At 40.9% G+C, this 17,605-nt stretch carries 22 protein-coding genes and 2 tRNA genes; 6 read left to right on the top strand and 18 right to left on the bottom strand.

The features are described 5' to 3' along the window. Positions 1 to 51 precede the first annotated feature (51 nt). The 8 genes from rplL to EHQ64_RS06705 all read right to left on the bottom strand — a co-directional run bounded on the left by rplL (position 52) and on the right by EHQ64_RS06705 (position 3,159). Positions 52 to 435, bottom strand: a complete 384-nt coding sequence (gene rplL, locus EHQ64_RS06740; RefSeq protein WP_135648716.1) for a 50S ribosomal protein L7/L12 — start codon at positions 433 to 435, stop codon at positions 52 to 54. A gap of 48 nt (positions 436 to 483) precedes the next feature. Further along, complete coding sequence (gene rplJ / locus EHQ64_RS06735; protein WP_135648715.1) at positions 484 to 1,017, bottom strand: 50S ribosomal protein L10; 534 nt, start codon at positions 1,015 to 1,017, stop codon at positions 484 to 486. 26 nt (positions 1,018 to 1,043) lie between these two features. After that, entirely contained in the window at positions 1,044 to 1,736 is a 693-nt protein-coding gene (rplA, locus tag EHQ64_RS06730) for a 50S ribosomal protein L1 (RefSeq protein ID WP_135648714.1), read from the bottom strand. 3 nt (positions 1,737 to 1,739) lie between these two features. Further along, the gene (gene rplK, locus EHQ64_RS06725) at positions 1,740 to 2,168 is read right to left on the bottom strand and encodes a 50S ribosomal protein L11 (RefSeq protein ID WP_135648713.1); all 429 of its coding nucleotides are present in this window, start codon (positions 2,166 to 2,168) and stop codon (positions 1,740 to 1,742) included. A gap of 41 nt (positions 2,169 to 2,209) precedes the next feature. Continuing rightward, positions 2,210 to 2,755 carry a transcription termination/antitermination protein NusG gene (gene nusG, locus EHQ64_RS06720; protein ID WP_135648823.1) on the bottom strand — a complete coding sequence of 182 codons (546 nt, stop codon included), beginning with the start codon at positions 2,753 to 2,755 and terminating at the stop codon, positions 2,210 to 2,212. Between the two features lie 25 nt (positions 2,756 to 2,780). Beyond that, on the bottom strand, positions 2,781 to 2,963 hold the full coding sequence (gene secE / locus EHQ64_RS06715; RefSeq protein WP_008595351.1) for a preprotein translocase subunit SecE: 183 nt from the start codon (positions 2,961 to 2,963) through the stop codon (positions 2,781 to 2,783). 43 nt (positions 2,964 to 3,006) lie between these two features. After that, a tRNA-Trp gene (locus EHQ64_RS06710) sits at positions 3,007 to 3,077 on the bottom strand. 10 nt (positions 3,078 to 3,087) lie between these two features. After that, positions 3,088 to 3,159: transfer RNA gene (locus EHQ64_RS06705), tRNA-Thr, on the bottom strand. A gap of 314 nt (positions 3,160 to 3,473) precedes the next feature. Between EHQ64_RS06705 and EHQ64_RS06700 the strand changes: the two genes are divergently transcribed. The 4 genes from EHQ64_RS06700 (at position 3,474) to EHQ64_RS06685 (ending at position 6,100) form a co-directional block, all read left to right on the top strand. Further along, entirely contained in the window at positions 3,474 to 3,677 is a 204-nt protein-coding gene (locus tag EHQ64_RS06700) for a type II toxin-antitoxin system VapB family antitoxin (RefSeq protein WP_135648712.1), read from the top strand. Continuing rightward, complete coding sequence (locus EHQ64_RS06695) at positions 3,674 to 4,045, top strand: type II toxin-antitoxin system VapC family toxin (RefSeq protein ID WP_135648711.1); 372 nt, start codon at positions 3,674 to 3,676, stop codon at positions 4,043 to 4,045. Before EHQ64_RS06700 ends, EHQ64_RS06695 begins: the two co-directional genes overlap by 4 nt. Further along, the gene (locus tag EHQ64_RS06690; protein ID WP_135648710.1) at positions 4,042 to 5,157 is read left to right on the top strand and encodes a helix-turn-helix domain-containing protein; all 1,116 of its coding nucleotides are present in this window, start codon (positions 4,042 to 4,044) and stop codon (positions 5,155 to 5,157) included. The genes EHQ64_RS06695 and EHQ64_RS06690 overlap by 4 nt, the downstream gene beginning before the upstream one ends. A gap of 103 nt (positions 5,158 to 5,260) precedes the next feature. Next, positions 5,261 to 6,100: a sterol desaturase family protein gene (locus EHQ64_RS06685; RefSeq protein ID WP_135648709.1), complete on the top strand. Its 840-nt coding sequence runs from the start codon at positions 5,261 to 5,263 to the stop codon at positions 6,098 to 6,100. An 85-nt stretch (positions 6,101 to 6,185) separates the two neighbouring features. On the opposite strand, the gene EHQ64_RS20305 is transcribed toward EHQ64_RS06685, so the two are convergent. The 4 genes from EHQ64_RS20305 to EHQ64_RS06665 all read right to left on the bottom strand — a co-directional run bounded on the left by EHQ64_RS20305 (position 6,186) and on the right by EHQ64_RS06665 (position 8,526). Next, a complete protein-coding gene (locus tag EHQ64_RS20305; protein ID WP_246048614.1) occupies positions 6,186 to 6,521 on the bottom strand; it encodes a hypothetical protein in 336 nt (111 codons plus the stop codon). After that, the gene (locus EHQ64_RS06675) at positions 6,518 to 7,024 is read right to left on the bottom strand and encodes an ankyrin repeat domain-containing protein (RefSeq protein WP_135648708.1); all 507 of its coding nucleotides are present in this window, start codon (positions 7,022 to 7,024) and stop codon (positions 6,518 to 6,520) included. The genes EHQ64_RS20305 and EHQ64_RS06675 overlap by 4 nt, the downstream gene beginning before the upstream one ends. A gap of 95 nt (positions 7,025 to 7,119) precedes the next feature. Further along, entirely contained in the window at positions 7,120 to 8,124 is a 1,005-nt protein-coding gene (locus EHQ64_RS06670) for a hypothetical protein (protein WP_135648707.1), read from the bottom strand. A gap of 111 nt (positions 8,125 to 8,235) precedes the next feature. Next, positions 8,236 to 8,526 (bottom strand): helix-turn-helix domain-containing protein, encoded by a 291-nt coding sequence (locus tag EHQ64_RS06665; RefSeq protein WP_135648706.1) that lies wholly within the window; start codon positions 8,524 to 8,526, stop codon positions 8,236 to 8,238. Positions 8,527 to 8,732: 206 nt separating this feature from the next. Here EHQ64_RS06665 and EHQ64_RS06660 point away from each other — a divergent pair, with 206 nt between their 5' ends. Then, a complete protein-coding gene (locus EHQ64_RS06660; RefSeq protein WP_135648822.1) occupies positions 8,733 to 9,428 on the top strand; it encodes a DJ-1/PfpI family protein in 696 nt (231 codons plus the stop codon). A gap of 12 nt (positions 9,429 to 9,440) precedes the next feature. Here the strand turns inward: EHQ64_RS06660 and EHQ64_RS06655 are convergent, their stop codons facing one another. Beyond that, a complete protein-coding gene (locus EHQ64_RS06655; protein ID WP_246048612.1) occupies positions 9,441 to 9,908 on the bottom strand; it encodes a CCDC90 family protein in 468 nt (155 codons plus the stop codon). A 181-nt stretch (positions 9,909 to 10,089) separates the two neighbouring features. On the opposite strand from EHQ64_RS06655, the gene EHQ64_RS06650 reads away from it, so the two are divergent. Continuing rightward, positions 10,090 to 13,230: a type ISP restriction/modification enzyme gene (locus EHQ64_RS06650; protein WP_135648705.1), complete on the top strand. Its 3,141-nt coding sequence runs from the start codon at positions 10,090 to 10,092 to the stop codon at positions 13,228 to 13,230. A 52-nt stretch (positions 13,231 to 13,282) separates the two neighbouring features. On the opposite strand, the gene EHQ64_RS06645 is transcribed toward EHQ64_RS06650, so the two are convergent. From EHQ64_RS06645 to EHQ64_RS06625, 5 genes are all read right to left on the bottom strand, one after another. Next, positions 13,283 to 13,918, bottom strand: coding sequence for a peroxiredoxin (locus tag EHQ64_RS06645; RefSeq protein WP_135648704.1), 636 nt, complete (start codon positions 13,916 to 13,918; stop codon positions 13,283 to 13,285). A 222-nt stretch (positions 13,919 to 14,140) separates the two neighbouring features. After that, entirely contained in the window at positions 14,141 to 14,686 is a 546-nt protein-coding gene (locus tag EHQ64_RS06640; RefSeq protein ID WP_135648703.1) for an NADPH-dependent FMN reductase, read from the bottom strand. 72 nt (positions 14,687 to 14,758) lie between these two features. Continuing rightward, positions 14,759 to 15,460, bottom strand: coding sequence for an HAD-IA family hydrolase (locus EHQ64_RS06635; protein WP_135648702.1), 702 nt, complete (start codon positions 15,458 to 15,460; stop codon positions 14,759 to 14,761). Between the two features lie 83 nt (positions 15,461 to 15,543). Next, entirely contained in the window at positions 15,544 to 16,293 is a 750-nt protein-coding gene (locus EHQ64_RS06630) for a type 1 glutamine amidotransferase domain-containing protein (RefSeq protein WP_135648701.1), read from the bottom strand. Further along, positions 16,294 to 17,574 carry a serine hydrolase domain-containing protein gene (locus EHQ64_RS06625; RefSeq protein WP_425460397.1) on the bottom strand — a complete coding sequence of 427 codons (1,281 nt, stop codon included), beginning with the start codon at positions 17,572 to 17,574 and terminating at the stop codon, positions 16,294 to 16,296. It lies immediately after the preceding gene. Positions 17,575 to 17,605 lie beyond the last annotated feature (31 nt).

Raw genomic sequence — 17,605 nt, 5'->3', positions numbered from 1 at the left:
AGTGAAAGGATTTTAATCAGATATCGAGGAGACAAAGCCTCGGCTCCCTGATTAGACAGCCTTAAGTTCGATTTGAGCTCCGACAGCTTCTAATTTCTTTTTAATGTCGTCAGCTTCTGCTTTCGCAACGCCTTCTTTAACAGACTTTCCGCCAGCTTCTACTAGATCTTTTGCTTCTTTCAAGCCAAGACCAGTGATCTCGCGAACAACCTTGATAACTTCGATTTTTTTATCGCCGAAACCTTTCAATACAACGTTGAAGGAAGCAGGCTCATCTGCTGCCGCTGCTGCTCCACCTGCTGGTGCTGCTGCAGCTACTGCTACTGGAGCCGCTGCGGAAATTCCGAACTTCTCCTCCATTTTTTTAACTAGATCGGCTGCTTCTACTAGGGTAAGTTTGCCGAGTTGCTCTAATAACGCTTCAGTGGTAGACATATGGTGCTCCTTTGATTCCGTTTGGTCCTTTTAACTACTAAATTAGTTCTACTGATTGTTCTTTTCTGCCGCTGCTTGGATAGCTCTTGCAAGTCCTGCGATAATTTGGTTGAGGCCAGAAGCGATACTTCTTGCCGGACCATTGATACCGCCTGCGATTTGAGCCAATAGTTGCTCTCTCGAAGGAAGACCCGCGATTGCTTCTACATCTTCCGCATTCAAAACAGATCCGTCTAGGTATCCCGCTTTCAGAATAAGGTTCTTATTCGTCTTAGCGTATTCCTTTAGGATTTTGGCTGCGTTCGGAAGATTCGCGTCCGAAAAAATCGCCGCTAGAGGTCCTTGGTATTCGGATCCAAAGGCGATGTTCTTATCCTTATGCTTCTCGGATTCTTTTAATGCGAGTAGGAAGAGATTGTTTTTGATCACCTTCATCTCGGAACCTTCTTTACGAAGTTTCGCGCGAAGATTGGTAATCTCTTCTACTGTGAGTCCGCTGTAGCTGGCTAGGATAAAGTCGCTACGTTTTTCTAATCTGCCTTTTAATTCGGCTACTGCTTCAATTTTTTCCTGGCTGGGCATTGTTCCTACTCCCGTCTACTACATCCTTAAATGGATGTGTTGACCAGTTCCTTCACGTCTACTTTCACGCCTGCACCCATAGTTGGGGAAACGGAGAAAGTTTTCAGATAATCACCCTTAGCATCCGAAGGTTTGTCCCGGAGAAGAGTTTGAACTACTGTACGAATGTTTTCTACGAGTTTAGTTTGATCGAAACTGACCTTACCAACTCCTAAGTGAACGACTCCGCCTTTGTCCGGACGATATTCGATACGTCCTGATTTAAGCTCGCCGACTGCTTTAGCTACATCGTTAGTAACTGTTCCAGCCTTAGGCTTAGGCATTAAACCTTTACGTCCTAAGATTGGTCCGAGTTTACCTACTTCCTTCATCATATCAGGAGTAGCAACGCAAGCGTCGAAGTCGGTCCATCCACCGGCCACTTTCTCGATCAAGTCCATATCACCCACGAATTCCGCACCTGCGTTTTTCGCGTCGTTCTGTTTGTCTCCTTTGCAGAAAACAAGGACCCGAACCAGTTTACCGGTTCCGTGAGGAAGAGAAATAGTCCCTCTCACGTTCTGAAGAGATTTATAATTAACTTTCGTAGCGATCTCAATCGTTCCATCGAATTTGGAATAAGAAGAAGCTTTAGCTAATTCTACAGCCTTGTCGATCGGATAAACTTTTGTTGCGTCGACTTTCTCTTTAGCCGCGCGATATTTTTTTCCGCGTTTCATGAATTAACCCTCTACCGTAACGCCCATGGAACGACAGGTTCCCGCAATAATTTGAACAGCTGCGTCCAGATCGTTTGCGTTTAAGTCTTCCATTTTGGTTTTAGCAATTTCTTCTAATTGCTTACGCGTGATCTTCCCTACCTTAACGGTATGAGGAGTTGCGGAACCAGTCTCTAGGCCGATCGCTTTCTTCACAAGAAGAGCTGCCGGAGGAGACTTGGTAATGAATGTAAAACTCCTGTCGGAGAATACCGTAATTACAACAGGAAGTTTGTACCCGATTTGGGCCTTACTTCTCTCGTTGAACTGCTTGCAGAACTCCATGATGTTCAATCCTGCCTGACCGAGAGCCGGTCCGACTGGAGGAGCAGGGTTGGCCTTACCGGCTTCAACCTGGAGCTTGATCTGCTTTACTACTTTTTTTGCTGCCATTGGCGAAACACCTTATTTGTTTCTCCCGGTTCTCCCACCGGTCAGGGTTCGGTTTTGACCTGTAGATAATCTAATTCCACAGGGGTAGAGCGTCCGAAAATCTCCACCTTCACTCTGAGTCTTCCTTTATCAGGGAAGATCTCATCTACGACTCCGGTAAAATTAGCGAAAGGCCCGTCGATAATCTTCAGGTTGTCTCCCACTTTGAACAATAAACGAGGACTTACTGGTTCCTCGGATTTGTATTCCCCGGTTTCTGCGAAAAGGTTTTTCACCTCGTCCACAGAAAGAGGTTCAGGTCCTCCGTCTTTTGATCCTACGAAAGTAGAAACAGAAGGAAGACTTTGGATCATGAATCGAAGGTCCTCGTCCATATCCATCTCAACAAGAACGTAACCCGGCATGAGTTTCTTCTTAGTGACCTTCTTCTTGCCGTTTTTCATTTCGGCGACTTCCATGGTAGGAATACGCACTTGAGAAATCTTCTCCTCCAGCTTGCGCTGTTGGATCAGCTTTTCCAGATTTTTCTGGACCTTATTCTCGTGACCGGAATAAGTCTGTAACGCATACCATTTCAAATCAGCCATCATAATCACACTTTATCCTAAGCTCTTACAGATTCCAGAATCCGGTAAGCAACTTCACAAACGCAGTATCCGAAAAGAATAGAAAGGCAGAGAAAAATAATACCGTTACTAAAACGACGATGGTGGACTGCATCACCTCTTGTCGATTCGGCCATTGAACTTTTTTAAGTTCTTCTCTACATTCTTGTATAAATGCGCCAAACTTCACTCTAAATCCTTCCTAATATAGCCGAATTTTTAGGGCCAAACTCCAGGTCTGGAGAGAATCGAACTCCCACCAAGGACTTTGGAGATCCTTGTTCTACCATTAAACTACAGACCTATACGAACTTAGCCCTCTACCAGGCTTGAACTGGTGACCCCTTCCTTACCATGGAAGTGCTCTACCGCTGAGCTAAGAGGGCATGTCTCTTTACCCGCTCCCGGAAGAGGAGCTAGAAATACACAGTATTTTTACCCAGGGTGCCCGGTCAAGGTTTTAGCCAAGAGTTCCTAAAGAGATGGCATTATTTATGCAAGGGAGAAGGTTTTTTGGACCTAGTGCATACGACTCCGTCCATCTAATGCGACATAAGTTTACTGTTTTCAGGGGTAGGAACAAATCTCTTTCAACTTTTTCAAAATTAGAAAGATGGAAAACCCTATTTTCCCCTCCCGGAATCACTTTTCCGGGCTTACCATATTGACATGCATCTATTTGCACCATATATTACCATATATGATAGCTGTCAAAACCACATTATATATTCCGGACGAGCTCATCTCTAGTGCTCAGACTTATACAGGGATCTCCGAAAAAACGCGTTTAGTACAAGAGGGGCTACGCGCATTGATCCGAGAAAAATCCGCAGAAAGAATGGCTTTGCTTGGAGGAAGTGACCCTAAAGCAGAAGGTCCTACCCGTAAAAAATCGACTAAATGAGCGGAGTTCTGATAGATACTTCCGTTTGGATCAATCATCTTCGCAAATCGGATCCAAAACTTGTGGAACTACTCGGGTCCGGACTCGTTCGTAGACATCCGATGGTTGAAGGTGAATTGAGCTTGGGGAATTTTAAAAATAAGAATATTTTTTTAAAAGAGTATTCACAGCTTAAAGAAGTTCCTCTTGCTACCCACCAAGAAGCGATGATCTTTTCGGAAAGAAATTCTTTAGCGGGCCTCGGAATAGGCTGGATAGATGCACATTTGCTTGCAAGTTGCGCCCTAGGAAGTGCAAAATTATATTCTGCAGATCTATCTTTGGCAAAAGCCGCGGAGAAGGTAGGGATTGCGGAAATTTCATTATGAACCCGATCGAAAATCAATCCATCGCTTCTTTATTTTTAGTCTTTTCCATCGGACTGGCTTTTTTATTTTCCCTTGGAGAAATATTCACTTCTCCTCGTGGAGAAAAACAAAATTTATTGGCGATAACCTTTTTCCTAGTCGGGATCTTTCTTACCCATGCATATTTGATCACCTGTCGCGTGATCATTCATTACCCAGGATTGTATCTAACTCATCTACCGGTTTCCGCACTCATGGGCCCGTTTATAGAACGTTATCTTCTTCTTGCAATGGGAAGTGCTCCCGAATCCAAAAAAATCTTTTATCTTAAGATGCTTCCTGCTCTAGCAATATTTCTCTGGATGTCCCCTTTTTATTTTGCCGAAGGTCCCGAGAAGATCGAGATCTTACGTAATATACAAGACACCGGACTTCCTTTATATTTGAAAATCCCGGTTCTTTCCGCAATCGGGATCGTATTTGTATTTCTACTTTCGACCATGTTTCGTTTATTTTGGGGATTTAGATTTTCGGTCATCTATAAGGATACAAGACTACTCACAATTTTAAGCGTTAGTATTGGGATCTTTATCATACTCTCTTACGGATTTATTTCCGTCCTCATAGGTTCCATAAGAGGGTTGGAAGGAGTAGGCTCCATGATTGGAGTCTTCTTTTGTGCTCTTTACATTCTACGTCAGGGATTTCCCGAATTCTTTTTAGAAGTACAAAGAGTTGTAGAAGAAGAGAAAAAATACAGAGCCTCCCAACTCGGTGGACTCGATCTAGAAAACATCAAACGCAGTCTGGAAGATCTATTTCAAAAGGAGAAGGTATTCTTAAAAGAAGATCTGACACTTGGTTTCTTGGCCGGTAAGTTAGAGATCAGCACTCACCAACTTTCAGAGTATTTAAACAACGAGATCGGTAAAAATTTTTTCCAATTATTGAACGAATACAGGGTAGAAGAGGCCAAAAAGAAAATAGAATCGGATCCGGGAGAAGTTTTATTGTCTATCGCCTACTCCTCAGGATTCGGCTCCAAATCGGCTTTTAATGAGGTTTTCCGAAAGGAGACCGGATTTACTCCATCCGAATACAGAAATAAGATCCGAAAAAAAACATCCAAATAGTCCGTTTCGATCGGTCTGGACGTTTATTTCCTTCCGGTCCGATCGGGCAGGACGACTTCTTTCGAATCTTCTCGTAAACTAATCACAAGAAATCGGAGGACAAATGGCAATCAACGCTTGTGATTTCGGCTGGGAATGTGTTCGTAATTTCGGATTATTCCAACTTTCCATGAACTTTATCAGGTATTATCCTTTAGCAGGACTAGCATTCTTCATTTTCTGGGTTTGGAAAAAAGGATATTTTGAGAAGTATAGGATCCAGAAAAATTTTCCAAAATGGGAAAAGGTAGTATTCGAGATCAAACAATCCGCTGTTACGATGATAATGTTTAGCGGAGTTGCAGTAGTTTCTTTCAGTCTTCAAAAATTAGGCTACATTCCGAAGGCATTATACTTTGATATTTCGGAAAGAGGTTGGGCATACGCGATCTTAAGTTATATCATGATCACGATTTGGCATGAAACCTGGTTTTATTGGATGCATAGGCTCGTTCATCATAAAAAGATCTACCCTCTCGTTCATGCGATCCATCATAAATCCGTAAATCCTTCTCCATTAGCAGCTTATAATTTTCATTGGGCGGAAGCTTTTTTAGAGGCAATCTATGTGGTTCCTTTTATCAGTTTGGTCCCGATCCATTTCGGAGTATTTATCTTCCATACATTCTATGCGATGATAATGAATATATGGTGGCATCTAGGTTATGAGTTTTTCCCAAAAGGTTGGGCAAGTCATCCGATCACAAAATGGATCAATACTTCTACTCATCATAACCAGCATCATCAGAAGTTTCACGGAAATTATAGTTTATATTTCAATTTTTGGGATAGGATCATGGGCACGAATTTCCCGAATTACGAAACTTACTTTGACGAGGTAGCGGAGAAAAAACCGGAATACGAGAAAGCTCCAGTCGGTTCCGAGATAGGATTTGCGAAGTAGTTCTATTTCCTCTATATAAATTTTTCATAATAGCTCCAATTGGAAACCGAGTAGGCTCGGTTTCCTTTTTTTTGGAAGAAAAACTTTAAAATGTAAATCCACTTCCACCATGACCGCCTCCTCCATGGCCACCACCCCCACCGCCGGAACTTCCGCCGCCGCTTCCTCCACCACCTCCGCCCCCAGAACCTCCTCTGGATGTGCTAGTAGTTCTTCCGGAAGAAGTTGATACCCTATTACAATCGGATTTACAATTATCACAGAGCATCTTACAGACAACCGCAATCCCTAAAGAATTTTCATCACTTGCGACCAATAAGCAGATCGAAAAATTTTTATCACAATCCTTGGCACAACGATCGTCATTCATACAAGATTCTAAAAAGAAAAGTACGAGTACTATCTGAACTGCATGTTTCATTTTTTTGGACCGAGTTCATAAGAAGCTAATAATTCCTTTATCTGAAGAGATTCTTCTAAACTGGCTTCGGAAAGCGCTGTATGGCCCTGTTTACTCTTTATACTTACATTCGCGCCGTTTTTCAGAAGAAGTTTTACAATCTCGATATTTCGATTGTAAACAGCCATCATAAGAGCTGTGTGGCCGTCCCTCGTTCTTGCGTTTATATCCGCACCGTTGCGGATCAGAAAATCCGCGATCTCCACTTCCCCTTCTCTTGCTGCGATCATTAAAGGAGTATAATTCCTAGTAAAAGGATCTCTGGTATCGATGGAATAACCGGATCTCAAACAGTTCTGTAAACCGAACAGATCACCTTTATAAACGAAGTCGGAAGGATAAGAACTTCCGGCACCCACAGCAAATTGAGGAGAGACACAATTCAATAAAAGAAACCCTACAAGGAGTAAAATAATCCTAAACGGTAAGTTAAAAATTTTTGACTCGGAAGTGAACAGATCCATAAAAATCCCTCTTCAACAGAAAGACCGAGTTCAAGTTAGAACGTTCCCGATTGTAAAAAATTTTGTGAGATTGGAAATATTTTATTAACTAAAAATCAATTTAGAGGAGGAGAATCAGGCATGAATATAAGGATACGACCGTCTTCTTCCATTTTTACATTAGAAAGAGACAACGCTTTCTTATATTCTGAAAAACAGAACTCGAACAAGGAGGATTCATCTTTATCTTGAAGTAAGACCCTTCCTTGATGAACTTGAATCCCTCCGAACAAAAGTTTTCCGCCTGCTACAAAAATAAAATTTTTAGAATTTGTTTTAGGTAAGGGAACGTCCCCTTCCGAAAAGAAATCGATATGGAGAGCATCCTCATCCAATCGGATGTTTTGGATCCTTCCTTCCACTTCAGGATCTGGGAAAACGGAAAATGGTTCGAAAAAAATACGGTTCCCGAAGATATTCAACCCTTTCCCCTTAGGAAAACGGACCAAATCCTCTATAGACAGACCTACCGTATTTAAGAGTTCCTTTGTATAAGGATTTAATAATGCTTGTACGGATTCGTTCTCTACGAGTATTCTTCCGGAATCGGGATCTATCTTAACCGTAGCGATCCCTTCGAAAGACACCCAAACTACAAATTTGACCTCTCCTGAGACCTTAAGTTTCCATGCTCCATTATGAAAAATAGGTCTTAGTTTTATTTTTCTTAACGTGGATTCCGGAATGGAAAATAACCTGGAATTCATAAGTTTTTCCAAACTTTCGAAGGAGATCCGAATGTTCCCACCTTGGATCTTTAAAGTAAAACGATTCGGTTGATCGAATGGTAGAACTTCTCCGTTTTTGGGAATTGCCTCTAGTCCAAGTCCTTCCGTTTCTACAAACACTTCCTTCTGCCAATAAAACCGAACGTTTTTCAGGAATAATCTGGGTCTTGGATAGAAGAATGGATTGGAAATTTTTTCCGTTCCGAGTTCGGTTTCTATGAAAGGGCTATTTACATTTTCTTTGCTGATCGTTCCGACCAAAAAGGATACTAGTGCAGTTAGGATTAGGCTCCCCGTATATAACCAGGCTCGAAAATTCTGGATTGGTCTCATTTCGCTTTTCCGCCAAAGGCGAATGGAGATTTTTTAGATCTGCAGGGATCTTTGGCTATTCCTTTTCTGATCTCAGGAATAGATTAAATCTCACTGAAGTTTAAGGTGGGGTTATTTCTTTTTTTTCTTACCGGAACTTGCCGCTTTTAAGGACTTCTTCTTATGCTCTCCCTTTTCTTCAAAACGGAAGAAGAACTCCACCGGCTTTTTATATAACCTAGCTAAATTCCAAAATTCGATCACATCGATTCTTCTATCACCAGCTTCTACTTTAGAAATGAAAGATTGCGGAGTTTTGAGAGCGTTGGCCACATCTACTTGAGTTAAACCTGCATCTTCTCTGGCTTGTTTCAGCAGTTTTTGAAAAATTTTATATTCTTCTGTGTAGATCGTCTTTGCCAAGCTAGACTAATTCTACTTCCCATTTCGGAATATCCCAAATTAGAATAAAAACGCAGTTTATAGGAGTTTTGAGAATTTCCCGAAAATTTTCAGGATCTCTCTTTCATTCCTAATACTTAAAAAACCAATCCTTATGTAGAAATTCTCCGGAAAATTTTGCATGGAATAAGCTTGCGAACATGATCGAATGCTATCCCATCTTATTTATGCAGGATCCTTTTACGATCGGTCTTTTTATTTTCCAGGATATCACCCCCTTGGATTTTGTCGGTCCATATGAAGTTTTTTCTAGAATGAAAGACTCCAAAGTATATGTGATTGCAGAAACAAAAGATCCAATCCCTTCGGAGAGAGGTCTGCATATTCTTCCGGATATTACACTCGAAGAAAAGCTCCATTTAGACTTAATCCTAATTCCTGGTGGTCTAGGCATCAATCGTTTGATGAAAAATGATAAAGTCCTGAACTGGCTAAGAATAAATTCTGAAAATGCAAAATACATCACTTCCGTTTGCACTGGCTCTCTAGTTCTGGCGGCTGCAGGTTTATTAAACGGATATAAGGCCACAACACATTGGCTTTCTTTAGATGTGCTAAGTCTTTTTCCGGAAATCGAAGTAAAAGAAGATAGAGTTGTCATTGATAGAGATCGAATTACCGGAGGAGGTGTTACCGCCGGGATCGATTTTGCCCTCCAAGTTGTTTCCGAGATCCAAGGACAGAAAGCTGCAGAAGAGATCCAACTCATGATCGAATACAACCCAAGCCCGCCTTTTTTAGGAGGACATCCGAGCGTTGCAAATCCGGATTTAGTTTCGGAAACTCAAAACTCCCGTAAGAAGGCCCAAGAGTTAAGAAAGGAAATCGCAAAGGAAGCCATCCGGAAATTAATAAAAAATTAAATTCTAATAGGCTCATAACTTTACGATAATTGAAAAGATCCCTGTTAATGCTACTACCGCTCCAAACATCCATTTTGTTTGAGAAGAGATAAGTTTGTAGACTTCTGCAAATTTTTCATTCATCTCCCCTCTTAAGTCAGAGATTTCTTGTTTGAGCTCCATCTTAAAATCCGCTCTAAGCTCTGCGATTTCACTCTTAAGTTCTGATCTTAAATTAGAAATATCTCCTTTTAATTCAGATCGTAATTCCGCGAGGTCCGATTTAAATTCTGCTCTCAAATCCGCAATCTCCGTTTTGATTTCGGAGCGAAATGCATGTATTTCCTCAGACAAACGTCTCTCAAATCTTTCAGAAACAATTTCCACAATATTCTCCTTGTTAGCAGCAAAAGCAGTATTCATAAAACCCACAAATTCATCTGCACCTTGATTTCCAATAAGCTCTTCAAATCTGCGAGGCATTCTGTGAAACATAGGCATTGTCATATACTCTACTCCCTTTCGGGGATTTTTCAATTTTCTTTTCCCCATTATACCTATACAGGTCCGGAAAGTTGATTTCCGGTCGTACATTTTTGCGGAATATGCATTCTGAATAAATATTCCGAAATCCGCCTTGACCCAAATTATCCTAAATTAGAATATTCTGTTTTGGAATACAATGGACCCGAAAAGATCTCATTCCTCCGATTCGATCCGAGTGAAACAATTAGAAAGATACACTCATAGCCTGGACCAAATTTATAAGACCGGAATGTCCACAGAACATTCCTATCGTCCTCCACTCGGAGAACTTCTAAATTCATTGGATAAGGCAATCGTTGCAAATAACGAACCTAAACGATCCGAATTCGGTGCTCCTGATTATGTGATCTTAAAAAATAACGCTCCCATAGGTTATATAGAAACCAAGGATATCGGAGAGAACTTAGACAAGATCGAAAAAACCGAACAGATCAAACGGTATAAAGACAGTTTAGGTAACTTCCTATTAACAAATTACGTAGAGTTCAGATGGTATGTGGAAGGGATCGAAAGATCTTCCGCAAAGTTAGGCGGGCTTAAAAGAAAACAGATCATCCCCTTTCCGGGACAAGAAAAAGAAGTCCTGGATCTTTTGGGTTGTTTTATAACGGAAGAAACCAGAGTCGCCAAGGATCCGAAAGACTTAGCGGAAAGAATGGGAAAGATCGCAAGAGCCATTCGAAACACAATCTTACAGGCGCTCGGATCCGAAGAAAGTTCTCCTTTAAAGGCTCAGATGGACGCCTTTCACTCCAGATTGACCAAGAAATTTTCCGAAGAGGAATTCGCGGACATGTACGCACAAACAATCTGTTACGGAATGTTTGCTGCCAGATCCAACCATCGTTCCGGAGTATTTACAAGAGAAACTGCAGGCTTCGAAGTTCCGAAAACAAATCCTTTTTTAAGAAGATTATTCAATACGATTGCAGGAACCGAACTAGATGATCGAGTCACCTGGGCAGTGGATAATCTCGCGTATCTACTCGATAGAGCGGACTTCGAAACGATCTTAAAAGATTTCGGAAAGAAGACTAAGCAGGCAGATCCGATCATACACTTCTACGAGACCTTCTTGGCGTCGTATGATCCCGACATACGGGAGAAAAAAGGAGTCTATTATACCCCGGATCCGGTTGTGAAGTATCTAGTTAAAACAGTCGATCTGGTCTTGAAAAATAAAGAATACTTCGGGATCAAGGACGGGCTTGCAAATACGGAACTTCGTAAGGAAGAAGACGGAACCAAAACACATAGGGTCCATATTCTGGATCCTTCCGTCGGAACAGGGACTTTTTTGTTCGAAGCGATTAAACATATTAAATCGAACTTCTCCGGAAACGCGGGAAGTTGGGCTAAATACGTTCCGAAACATTTACTTCCTAGGATCTTGGGATTCGAATTATTAATGGCGCCATATGCGATTGCACATTTGAAGATCGGATTATATCTACAGGAAACCGGTTATGATCTCGCATTCGAAGATAGATTACGAATATTTCTAACCAATACTCTGGAAGAATCAGTACATCTTAAAGAAGGGGATATATTCGACAAATTTCTAGTGAACGAATCCAAAGAAGCGGGCGAGATCAAGGAGAAAAAAAAGATCATGATCCTACTCGGAAACCCTCCTTATTTTGGAGAATCCAAAAACAAGGGAGAATGGATCTATAATCTTCTGCATAAAGGAAAAGGGAATTATTTCGAGTTCGGAGGAAAACCGTTACAAGAAAAAAATCCGAAATGGTTAAACGACGATTATGTGAAGTTCATCCGATTTGCGCAACATAAGATAGATCAAAACGGGGAAGGAATATTAGCTTTCATAACGAATCATTCTTATCTAGACAATCCCACATTCAGAGGAATGAGAGAAAGTTTGAGAGAGACCTTTGATGATATATACGTACTAGATCTGCACGGCAATTCTTCTCGAGCGGAAAAGAAAGAAGACGGAAGTTCGGACCAGAACGTATTCGAAATTTCTCAAGGAGTGGCTCTAGGAATTTTTATCAAAACCGGAAAACAGGAACCCAAACAACCTGCGAGGATTTTCCACTCGGAATTGTATGGAGATAGGGAAACAAAATACGAATGGTTACGAAAACACGATATCTCCAATACGAATTGGACTAAAATCGAACCTTCTTCCGACTTTTGCCTATTCGTTCCTCAAGATACGAAACGAAGATCGGAATATGAAAAGTATCCTAAGATCACAGAGATCATGCCTCAACATTCGATCGGATTATTGACCGCAAGAGACAGGCTCACCATACATTTTACGGAAGAAGAACTCTGGCAGACGGTATTAAAATTCTCCGGAATGGGAGCAGAACAAGCAAGAAACGAATTCCAACTAGGCGAAGATGTTCGGGATTGGAAAGTGGGTCTGGCCCAAAAAGATCTGAAAGATACCGGCCCGAGTTCCAAATACATTACGAAAATACTATATAGACCCTTCGATTATCGTTACACTTATTATACCGGGAAAACGAAAGGATTTCTTTGTTATCCCAGAAGAGAAACCATGAAACATCTGATGGAAAGGGGAAATCTAGCTCTCATTACATCCAGAATGACCAAGGGAGAAAATTTCGCCCATGCGATGGTGACCGAAATTCCGGGAGAAGTGATCTGCCTTTCGCCAAAAACTTCCAATAACGGATTTTTCTTTCCTTTACGTTTGAATGAAAACGATTCCGAATTATTCGCGCAAGAAACAGTTAATTATTCGAAGGAATTTTTAGAGGAGCTTTCTTTAAAAAAATTTTCCACAGATCCGAATTCTATCTTTTATTATATATTCGCAGTTCTACATTCTTCCGAATACAGAAAAAGATATTCTGAATTTCTAAAGCGTGATTTTCCTAGGATCCCGATCACGTCCGATAAGGAACTTTTCAAAAAAATTTCCAAATACGGAGAGAAGATCGTCTCTTTTCAATTAATGGATAACGAGAATACGACTAAAGTAAAATTTCCTATCCAAGGCAGTTCTGCGGTTGATAAGATCTTTTACGAGGAATCTAAGGAAAAGGTCTGGATCAACTCGGAACAATACTTTTCCAAAATTCAAAAAGAAGTCTGGGAATATAAGATTGGAGGATACCAAGTCTGCGAAAAATGGCTAAATGATCGTAAAGGAAGAAATTTAAACTTCGACGAAATTAAACATTATTCTGAAATCCCGAATTCAATCGAAAACATTCTAAAGGTAACCGCTTCGATCGATAAAACGATTTCTGAATACGGAGGATTTCCTTTAAAATAAAAAAGGAGCTTCGAAAAGCTCCTTTTCAGCAAAATCGATTTGATCTTGTTTTTTATTTATTCGGCTGAGGAGTATATCTCAGATAAGGTTTAATTTTTTTGAAACCTTTTGGGAATTTTTTCTCAGCGTCCTCGTCGGAAACAGACGGAACAATGATCACATCCTCACCATGTTTCCAGTTTGCAGGAGTTGCAACGCTGTAATTCGCAGTCAGTTGCAAAGAATCGATCACTCTTAAAAGTTCATCGAAATTTCTTCCTGTAGAAGCAGGATAAGTTAAGGTCAATTTTACTTTTTTATCCGGACCGATCACAAATACGGAACGAACTGTAGTAGTCTCGCTTGCATTCGGATGGATCATATCATAAAGACCGGAAACTTTTTTGTCCGCATCCGCGATGATCGGATAATTCACAGTAGTGTTTTGGGTCTCGTTAATATCGCTGATCCAACCTTTATGAGAATCCACTGGATCTACGGATAAAGCTAGAACCTTCACATTTCGTTTTTCAAACTCCGGTTTAATTTTCGAAACATATCCTAACTCTGTAGTGCAAACGGGAGTATAATCTTTTGGATGTGAGAACAGAATCCCCCAACCTTCTCCCAAATATTTATGAAATTCAATCGGTCCTTCGGAAGTTTCTGCCTGGAAATCCGGGGCCACATCACCTAATCTAAGTGCCATAATCGATTACTCCTATGACCAGGTATGACAGTATCTTAGAAATATTGCAAGAATTTTATTCACTATAACAGAGTATATATTTAAAATATAGGAAATTTAACGTTAAAACAGAATATAGCGCAATTTTCGTCTGTTTTTAGCGTCTTTCAAAGCTGTACAATCATTTTCTTCAAAATCAATCATCGGGCCTATCTGATGTTTTGGATCATCCGATAACCATGTTTAATTTTCAGAAGATTCTAAAACCAGAGCTTTCAAATTCTCCAGGCAATTCATGAGTTCCGTTTCTGTCTTCGAATCGATTACATTCCCATTTGCATCCAACTTCTTATTTACGGACGCAATGCTGAGCACGCAGCCATCGTTAATCTTTACGGTAAGAACATTCAATAAATGTATAAGAGCTTCCTGAGCCTTGGAAGCACCCGCATAACTTGGAGATGCATTGATCAACCCTACCGGCTTCCCATAAAGTTCCGCGCTGGATACGATCCAGTCCAAAGCATTCTTCAACACTCCAGGAATTGCAAATGCATACTCCGGGCTTGAGAATAAGATCGCATCCGCTTCTTTTAATTCAGTTCTCCATTTTTTTACTTCTTCGGGAGGAGTATCCGTATCCAAGTCCGGATTAAAATGGGGAATACGATCCAAAGGATCTGCCAATTGAATTTGTAAAGAACCGTTTGCGATTTTTTGAGCGGCAAGTAATAGGGCGGTATTTGTTGATCCTTTTCTTAAACTTCCGGAAACAGCGAGTATTTTCATCAATGCCTAACTTTATTTTTTTGTTTTCGTTAGACTGAGCCGGATCCTGAAAAGGAATGATCCGAAAGAATTTTACTTATTTTTTAATCTTGATATAAGCTCACTTAAATCCTTGATATCACCTTCGGCATGTTTATGGAAAGCCGTCCATCCTCTGGACCTAGTAGGTAGGATATCCAACTCCACCTTATCTCCGCAGTATACCAATTTATCCGGAGTAAGACCTACAAGCTTTTCGGCCTCTTCAAAGATCAAAGGAGAAGGTTTTTCATATCCGAATTCGGCAGACACAATGACAGGAGAAAAATAATCCAGAACCCCAACGCTTGAAAGCAATTGTTTTAATCTATGATCCCAATTAGAGATAATACCTAATCCTGAATTTCTTTCTTTAGCAAATTCCACTAATTCGAAAAATCCAGGATCAATTTCCCAAACTTCAGGATCATCAAAACGTTTGAAGATAGATTGAAAGATGGGATCAGGCTCTAGATCGGAACCAATCTCTTTTAAGAAGAAGCCTAGTAATTCTCTCCACCACCCTTCGCTTCCGTCCACATGTGCATGGAATTTATCTATATAATCCGGTAGCGGATGACGTGTCATATGAGCGTATGCCTTACGAAACGCTCTTTCCATAAAACCGTTCGGATGTTTGGAACCGTCCAAACCGAATTCTTTTAGAACTTCAAAATATACTTCCCCTGCGGGCTTTTTCATTGTGAGGAGAGTATCTCCTACATCCAAAAATATATAATGTTCTTTCGAACTCATTTGGTTCCTAATAGAGAATGAAGAATACAGTCTCTATGGACAATATGACGATGCTTGATCCGAGGAAAATCAAAAACCTGAATTCAACCGAAGAATTCAGGCAACTCGGAAGCGAATCTATGTGCATCCCCAGGCCATCTAGCGGATAAATAAGATCTATCTAGAACAGTGTACCCCGGTTTAGTATTCGAAAAACTATCTCTAGAGATTGGAGTTGGACCTTCTTGGAAATCCACTTCCGACTCTAAGAAGGAGATCACTTCGTCCTGTAAAGGTGTAGGATAAGTTCTATAATAATCTCCAAGCCAGGCCCTAGTCAAATTCCAAGCAAGAAGCTCTTGGGACTTCAATAATCCAGTGGTCTTTAGACCGTATAAGCTGGATTTTTTGGTCTTTGGATTTTTAGATCGAGCAGCAAGAAGCACTCCATGGCAGATCGCTGCAACAGGCTTACCTTCTGCGAACGTTTTACCCACCAAAGATTGTAGGACTTCCGATTCCAGATAGGTCCTCATTCCTTTTGCGTGTCCTCCAGGAAGGAGCAATACATCGAAAGAATCAGGTTTAACCGCTTCGTATTTTTTAGGGTTTAGAAATTCATTCGATTTTTCTAATTCTCTATAGATAGAAACATCATCATTTTTTGCCTTTAAAACAGGAGAGAGGATCCCGAGTCCCTTACCTGTCACCATTCTAAAATCCGCTTCCGCAGAACCGCCGCTCGGGGTGGCAAAAATTATCTTATATCCGTTTTCTTTTAAAACTTTCCAAGGTACGGAAACTTCTGTGGGATCAAAATCGATTTGAGGGATCGGTATAAGTACTGTCTTCATTTAAGGATGATTTTGTTTCATCCCTGGTTCTGCTGCAATCCTTGTTTCGTCCGCTCCTTCCTTAAGTTTCGGGTCTAAGGAAGTTCTATGTGAGATCTTCAGCTCACGTAAAAGTGCCTCTTCTCTTTCCATAGAAGGCAATTTGTCGGAGGATAAAATCGCAGCTTTTACAGAATCCAGAACGGAAGTTAAAACTAGATCGGGAGCCTTGTCCCAAATCGCACTAGTCATCACGATCACCATCTTACGATGAGGGATCACATAGATAAATTGCCCGCCTTTACCGTTTGCCATGAAGCTAGGTTTACCTTCGAATTCGTGGAGCCAAAATTGTAGGCCGTATTTTTTCTCTACTCCCGGTTCCAATGTAAGCGCGATCCATTCAGGCTTTAGTACTTGGCGACCATGCCATTTCCCACCATCCAAATAGAGTTGCCCAATCTTCGCCATATCGATCGGTCTCAAACGAAGTCCGAATCCTGCGGTTTGTCTTCCGGATTTAGAGGTGTTCCACTCTTCTCCTTTAAAACCTAACCAAGAGAATGCTGTGTTTTTAGAATACTCGTATAATGTTTTTCCAGTCTTTGCTTCCAGATATCCAGCGGCAAGCTGAGTATCTCCATTAGAATATTCGAATTTAGTTCCGGGCGCAGTAGATGCGGAAGGGATCCAAGCGATCGCGAGAGGGTCAATGTCCGTTCTGATATCTTCTTTTCTTGGAAATGAATCCCAACCCATTCCGGAACTCATTCTTAAAGCGTCTTTCAATCGAATGGATTCTTTTCCTTTTAACTCGGAAGGAAGAAGGCCGGGAAGACCTGATTCCGCAGAAGATAAACTTTCCTCTAAGTTGACTCCGCAATCATTTGTGTAACAGATCCCTAGTAACATGGATACTACGGATTTAGTTACCGAATACATATTATGATTATGATTTCTGCTGATGCCGCCTGCGTATCTTTCGAAAATAAGATTCCCTTCTTTTAGGATCAATAGGGAACGTACTTCCGTTTTTTCTTTTCGGATCTTTTTAGAAAGTTCGACTAACGGCCTTGAATCCAACCCTAGTTCCTCAGGGAACTGGACTTGAAAACCTTCTACAGGGTTCCTGTCGAATGTTTCGTCTTCGTCCCAGGTAAGTCCGGAAGGAAGTCTGACCCAACCCCAATCTAAGGCGCTGCAGTTACTGATAAAAAGGAAAACTAAGGTGATAAGAAAGAAACGTTTTACGGATGTATTAGAAAAAAATCTACTCACGCAAGACCCTCCGTTCATATTCATAGGTCTTAGTATTAACTAAGACTAAATCTAT

This window comes from Leptospira sarikeiensis (genome assembly GCF_004769615.1).
GTDB classification, from domain to species: Bacteria; Spirochaetota; Leptospiria; order Leptospirales; family Leptospiraceae; genus Leptospira_B; species Leptospira_B sarikeiensis.
Note: the sequence above shows the minus strand (reverse complement) of the source record. Positions and strands in the feature narration are given on the sequence as shown.

Bases quoted from the DNA above. Each gene is read 5' to 3' on its own strand.
- rplL (WP_135648716.1), bottom strand. From the start codon at position 435: ATGTCTACCACTGAAGCGTTATTAGAGCAACTCGGCAAACTTACCCTA.
- rplJ (WP_135648715.1), bottom strand. From the start codon at position 1,017: ATGCCCAGCCAGGAAAAAATTGAAGCAGTAGCCGAATTAAAAGGCAGA.
- rplA (WP_135648714.1), bottom strand. From the start codon at position 1,736: ATGAAACGCGGAAAAAAATATCGCGCGGCTAAAGAGAAAGTCGACGCA.
- rplK (WP_135648713.1), bottom strand. From the start codon at position 2,168: ATGGCAGCAAAAAAAGTAGTAAAGCAGATCAAGCTCCAGGTTGAAGCC.
- nusG (WP_135648823.1), bottom strand. From the start codon at position 2,755: ATGGCTGATTTGAAATGGTATGCGTTACAGACTTATTCCGGTCACGAG.
- EHQ64_RS06700 (WP_135648712.1), top strand. From the start codon at position 3,474: ATGATAGCTGTCAAAACCACATTATATATTCCGGACGAGCTCATCTCT.
- EHQ64_RS06695 (WP_135648711.1), top strand. From the start codon at position 3,674: ATGAGCGGAGTTCTGATAGATACTTCCGTTTGGATCAATCATCTTCGC.
- EHQ64_RS06690 (WP_135648710.1), top strand. From the start codon at position 4,042: ATGAACCCGATCGAAAATCAATCCATCGCTTCTTTATTTTTAGTCTTT.
- EHQ64_RS06685 (WP_135648709.1), top strand. From the start codon at position 5,261: ATGGCAATCAACGCTTGTGATTTCGGCTGGGAATGTGTTCGTAATTTC.
- EHQ64_RS20305 (WP_246048614.1), bottom strand. From the start codon at position 6,521: ATGAAACATGCAGTTCAGATAGTACTCGTACTTTTCTTTTTAGAATCT.
- EHQ64_RS06675 (WP_135648708.1), bottom strand. From the start codon at position 7,024: ATGGATCTGTTCACTTCCGAGTCAAAAATTTTTAACTTACCGTTTAGG.
- EHQ64_RS06670 (WP_135648707.1), bottom strand. From the start codon at position 8,124: ATGAGACCAATCCAGAATTTTCGAGCCTGGTTATATACGGGGAGCCTA.
- EHQ64_RS06660 (WP_135648822.1), top strand. From the start codon at position 8,733: ATGCAGGATCCTTTTACGATCGGTCTTTTTATTTTCCAGGATATCACC.
- EHQ64_RS06655 (WP_246048612.1), bottom strand. From the start codon at position 9,908: ATGCCTATGTTTCACAGAATGCCTCGCAGATTTGAAGAGCTTATTGGA.
- EHQ64_RS06650 (WP_135648705.1), top strand. From the start codon at position 10,090: ATGGACCCGAAAAGATCTCATTCCTCCGATTCGATCCGAGTGAAACAA.
- EHQ64_RS06645 (WP_135648704.1), bottom strand. From the start codon at position 13,918: ATGGCACTTAGATTAGGTGATGTGGCCCCGGATTTCCAGGCAGAAACT.
- EHQ64_RS06640 (WP_135648703.1), bottom strand. From the start codon at position 14,686: ATGAAAATACTCGCTGTTTCCGGAAGTTTAAGAAAAGGATCAACAAAT.
- EHQ64_RS06635 (WP_135648702.1), bottom strand. From the start codon at position 15,460: ATGAGTTCGAAAGAACATTATATATTTTTGGATGTAGGAGATACTCTC.
- EHQ64_RS06630 (WP_135648701.1), bottom strand. From the start codon at position 16,293: ATGAAGACAGTACTTATACCGATCCCTCAAATCGATTTTGATCCCACA.
- EHQ64_RS06625 (WP_425460397.1), bottom strand. From the start codon at position 17,574: ATGAATATGAACGGAGGGTCTTGCGTGAGTAGATTTTTTTCTAATACA.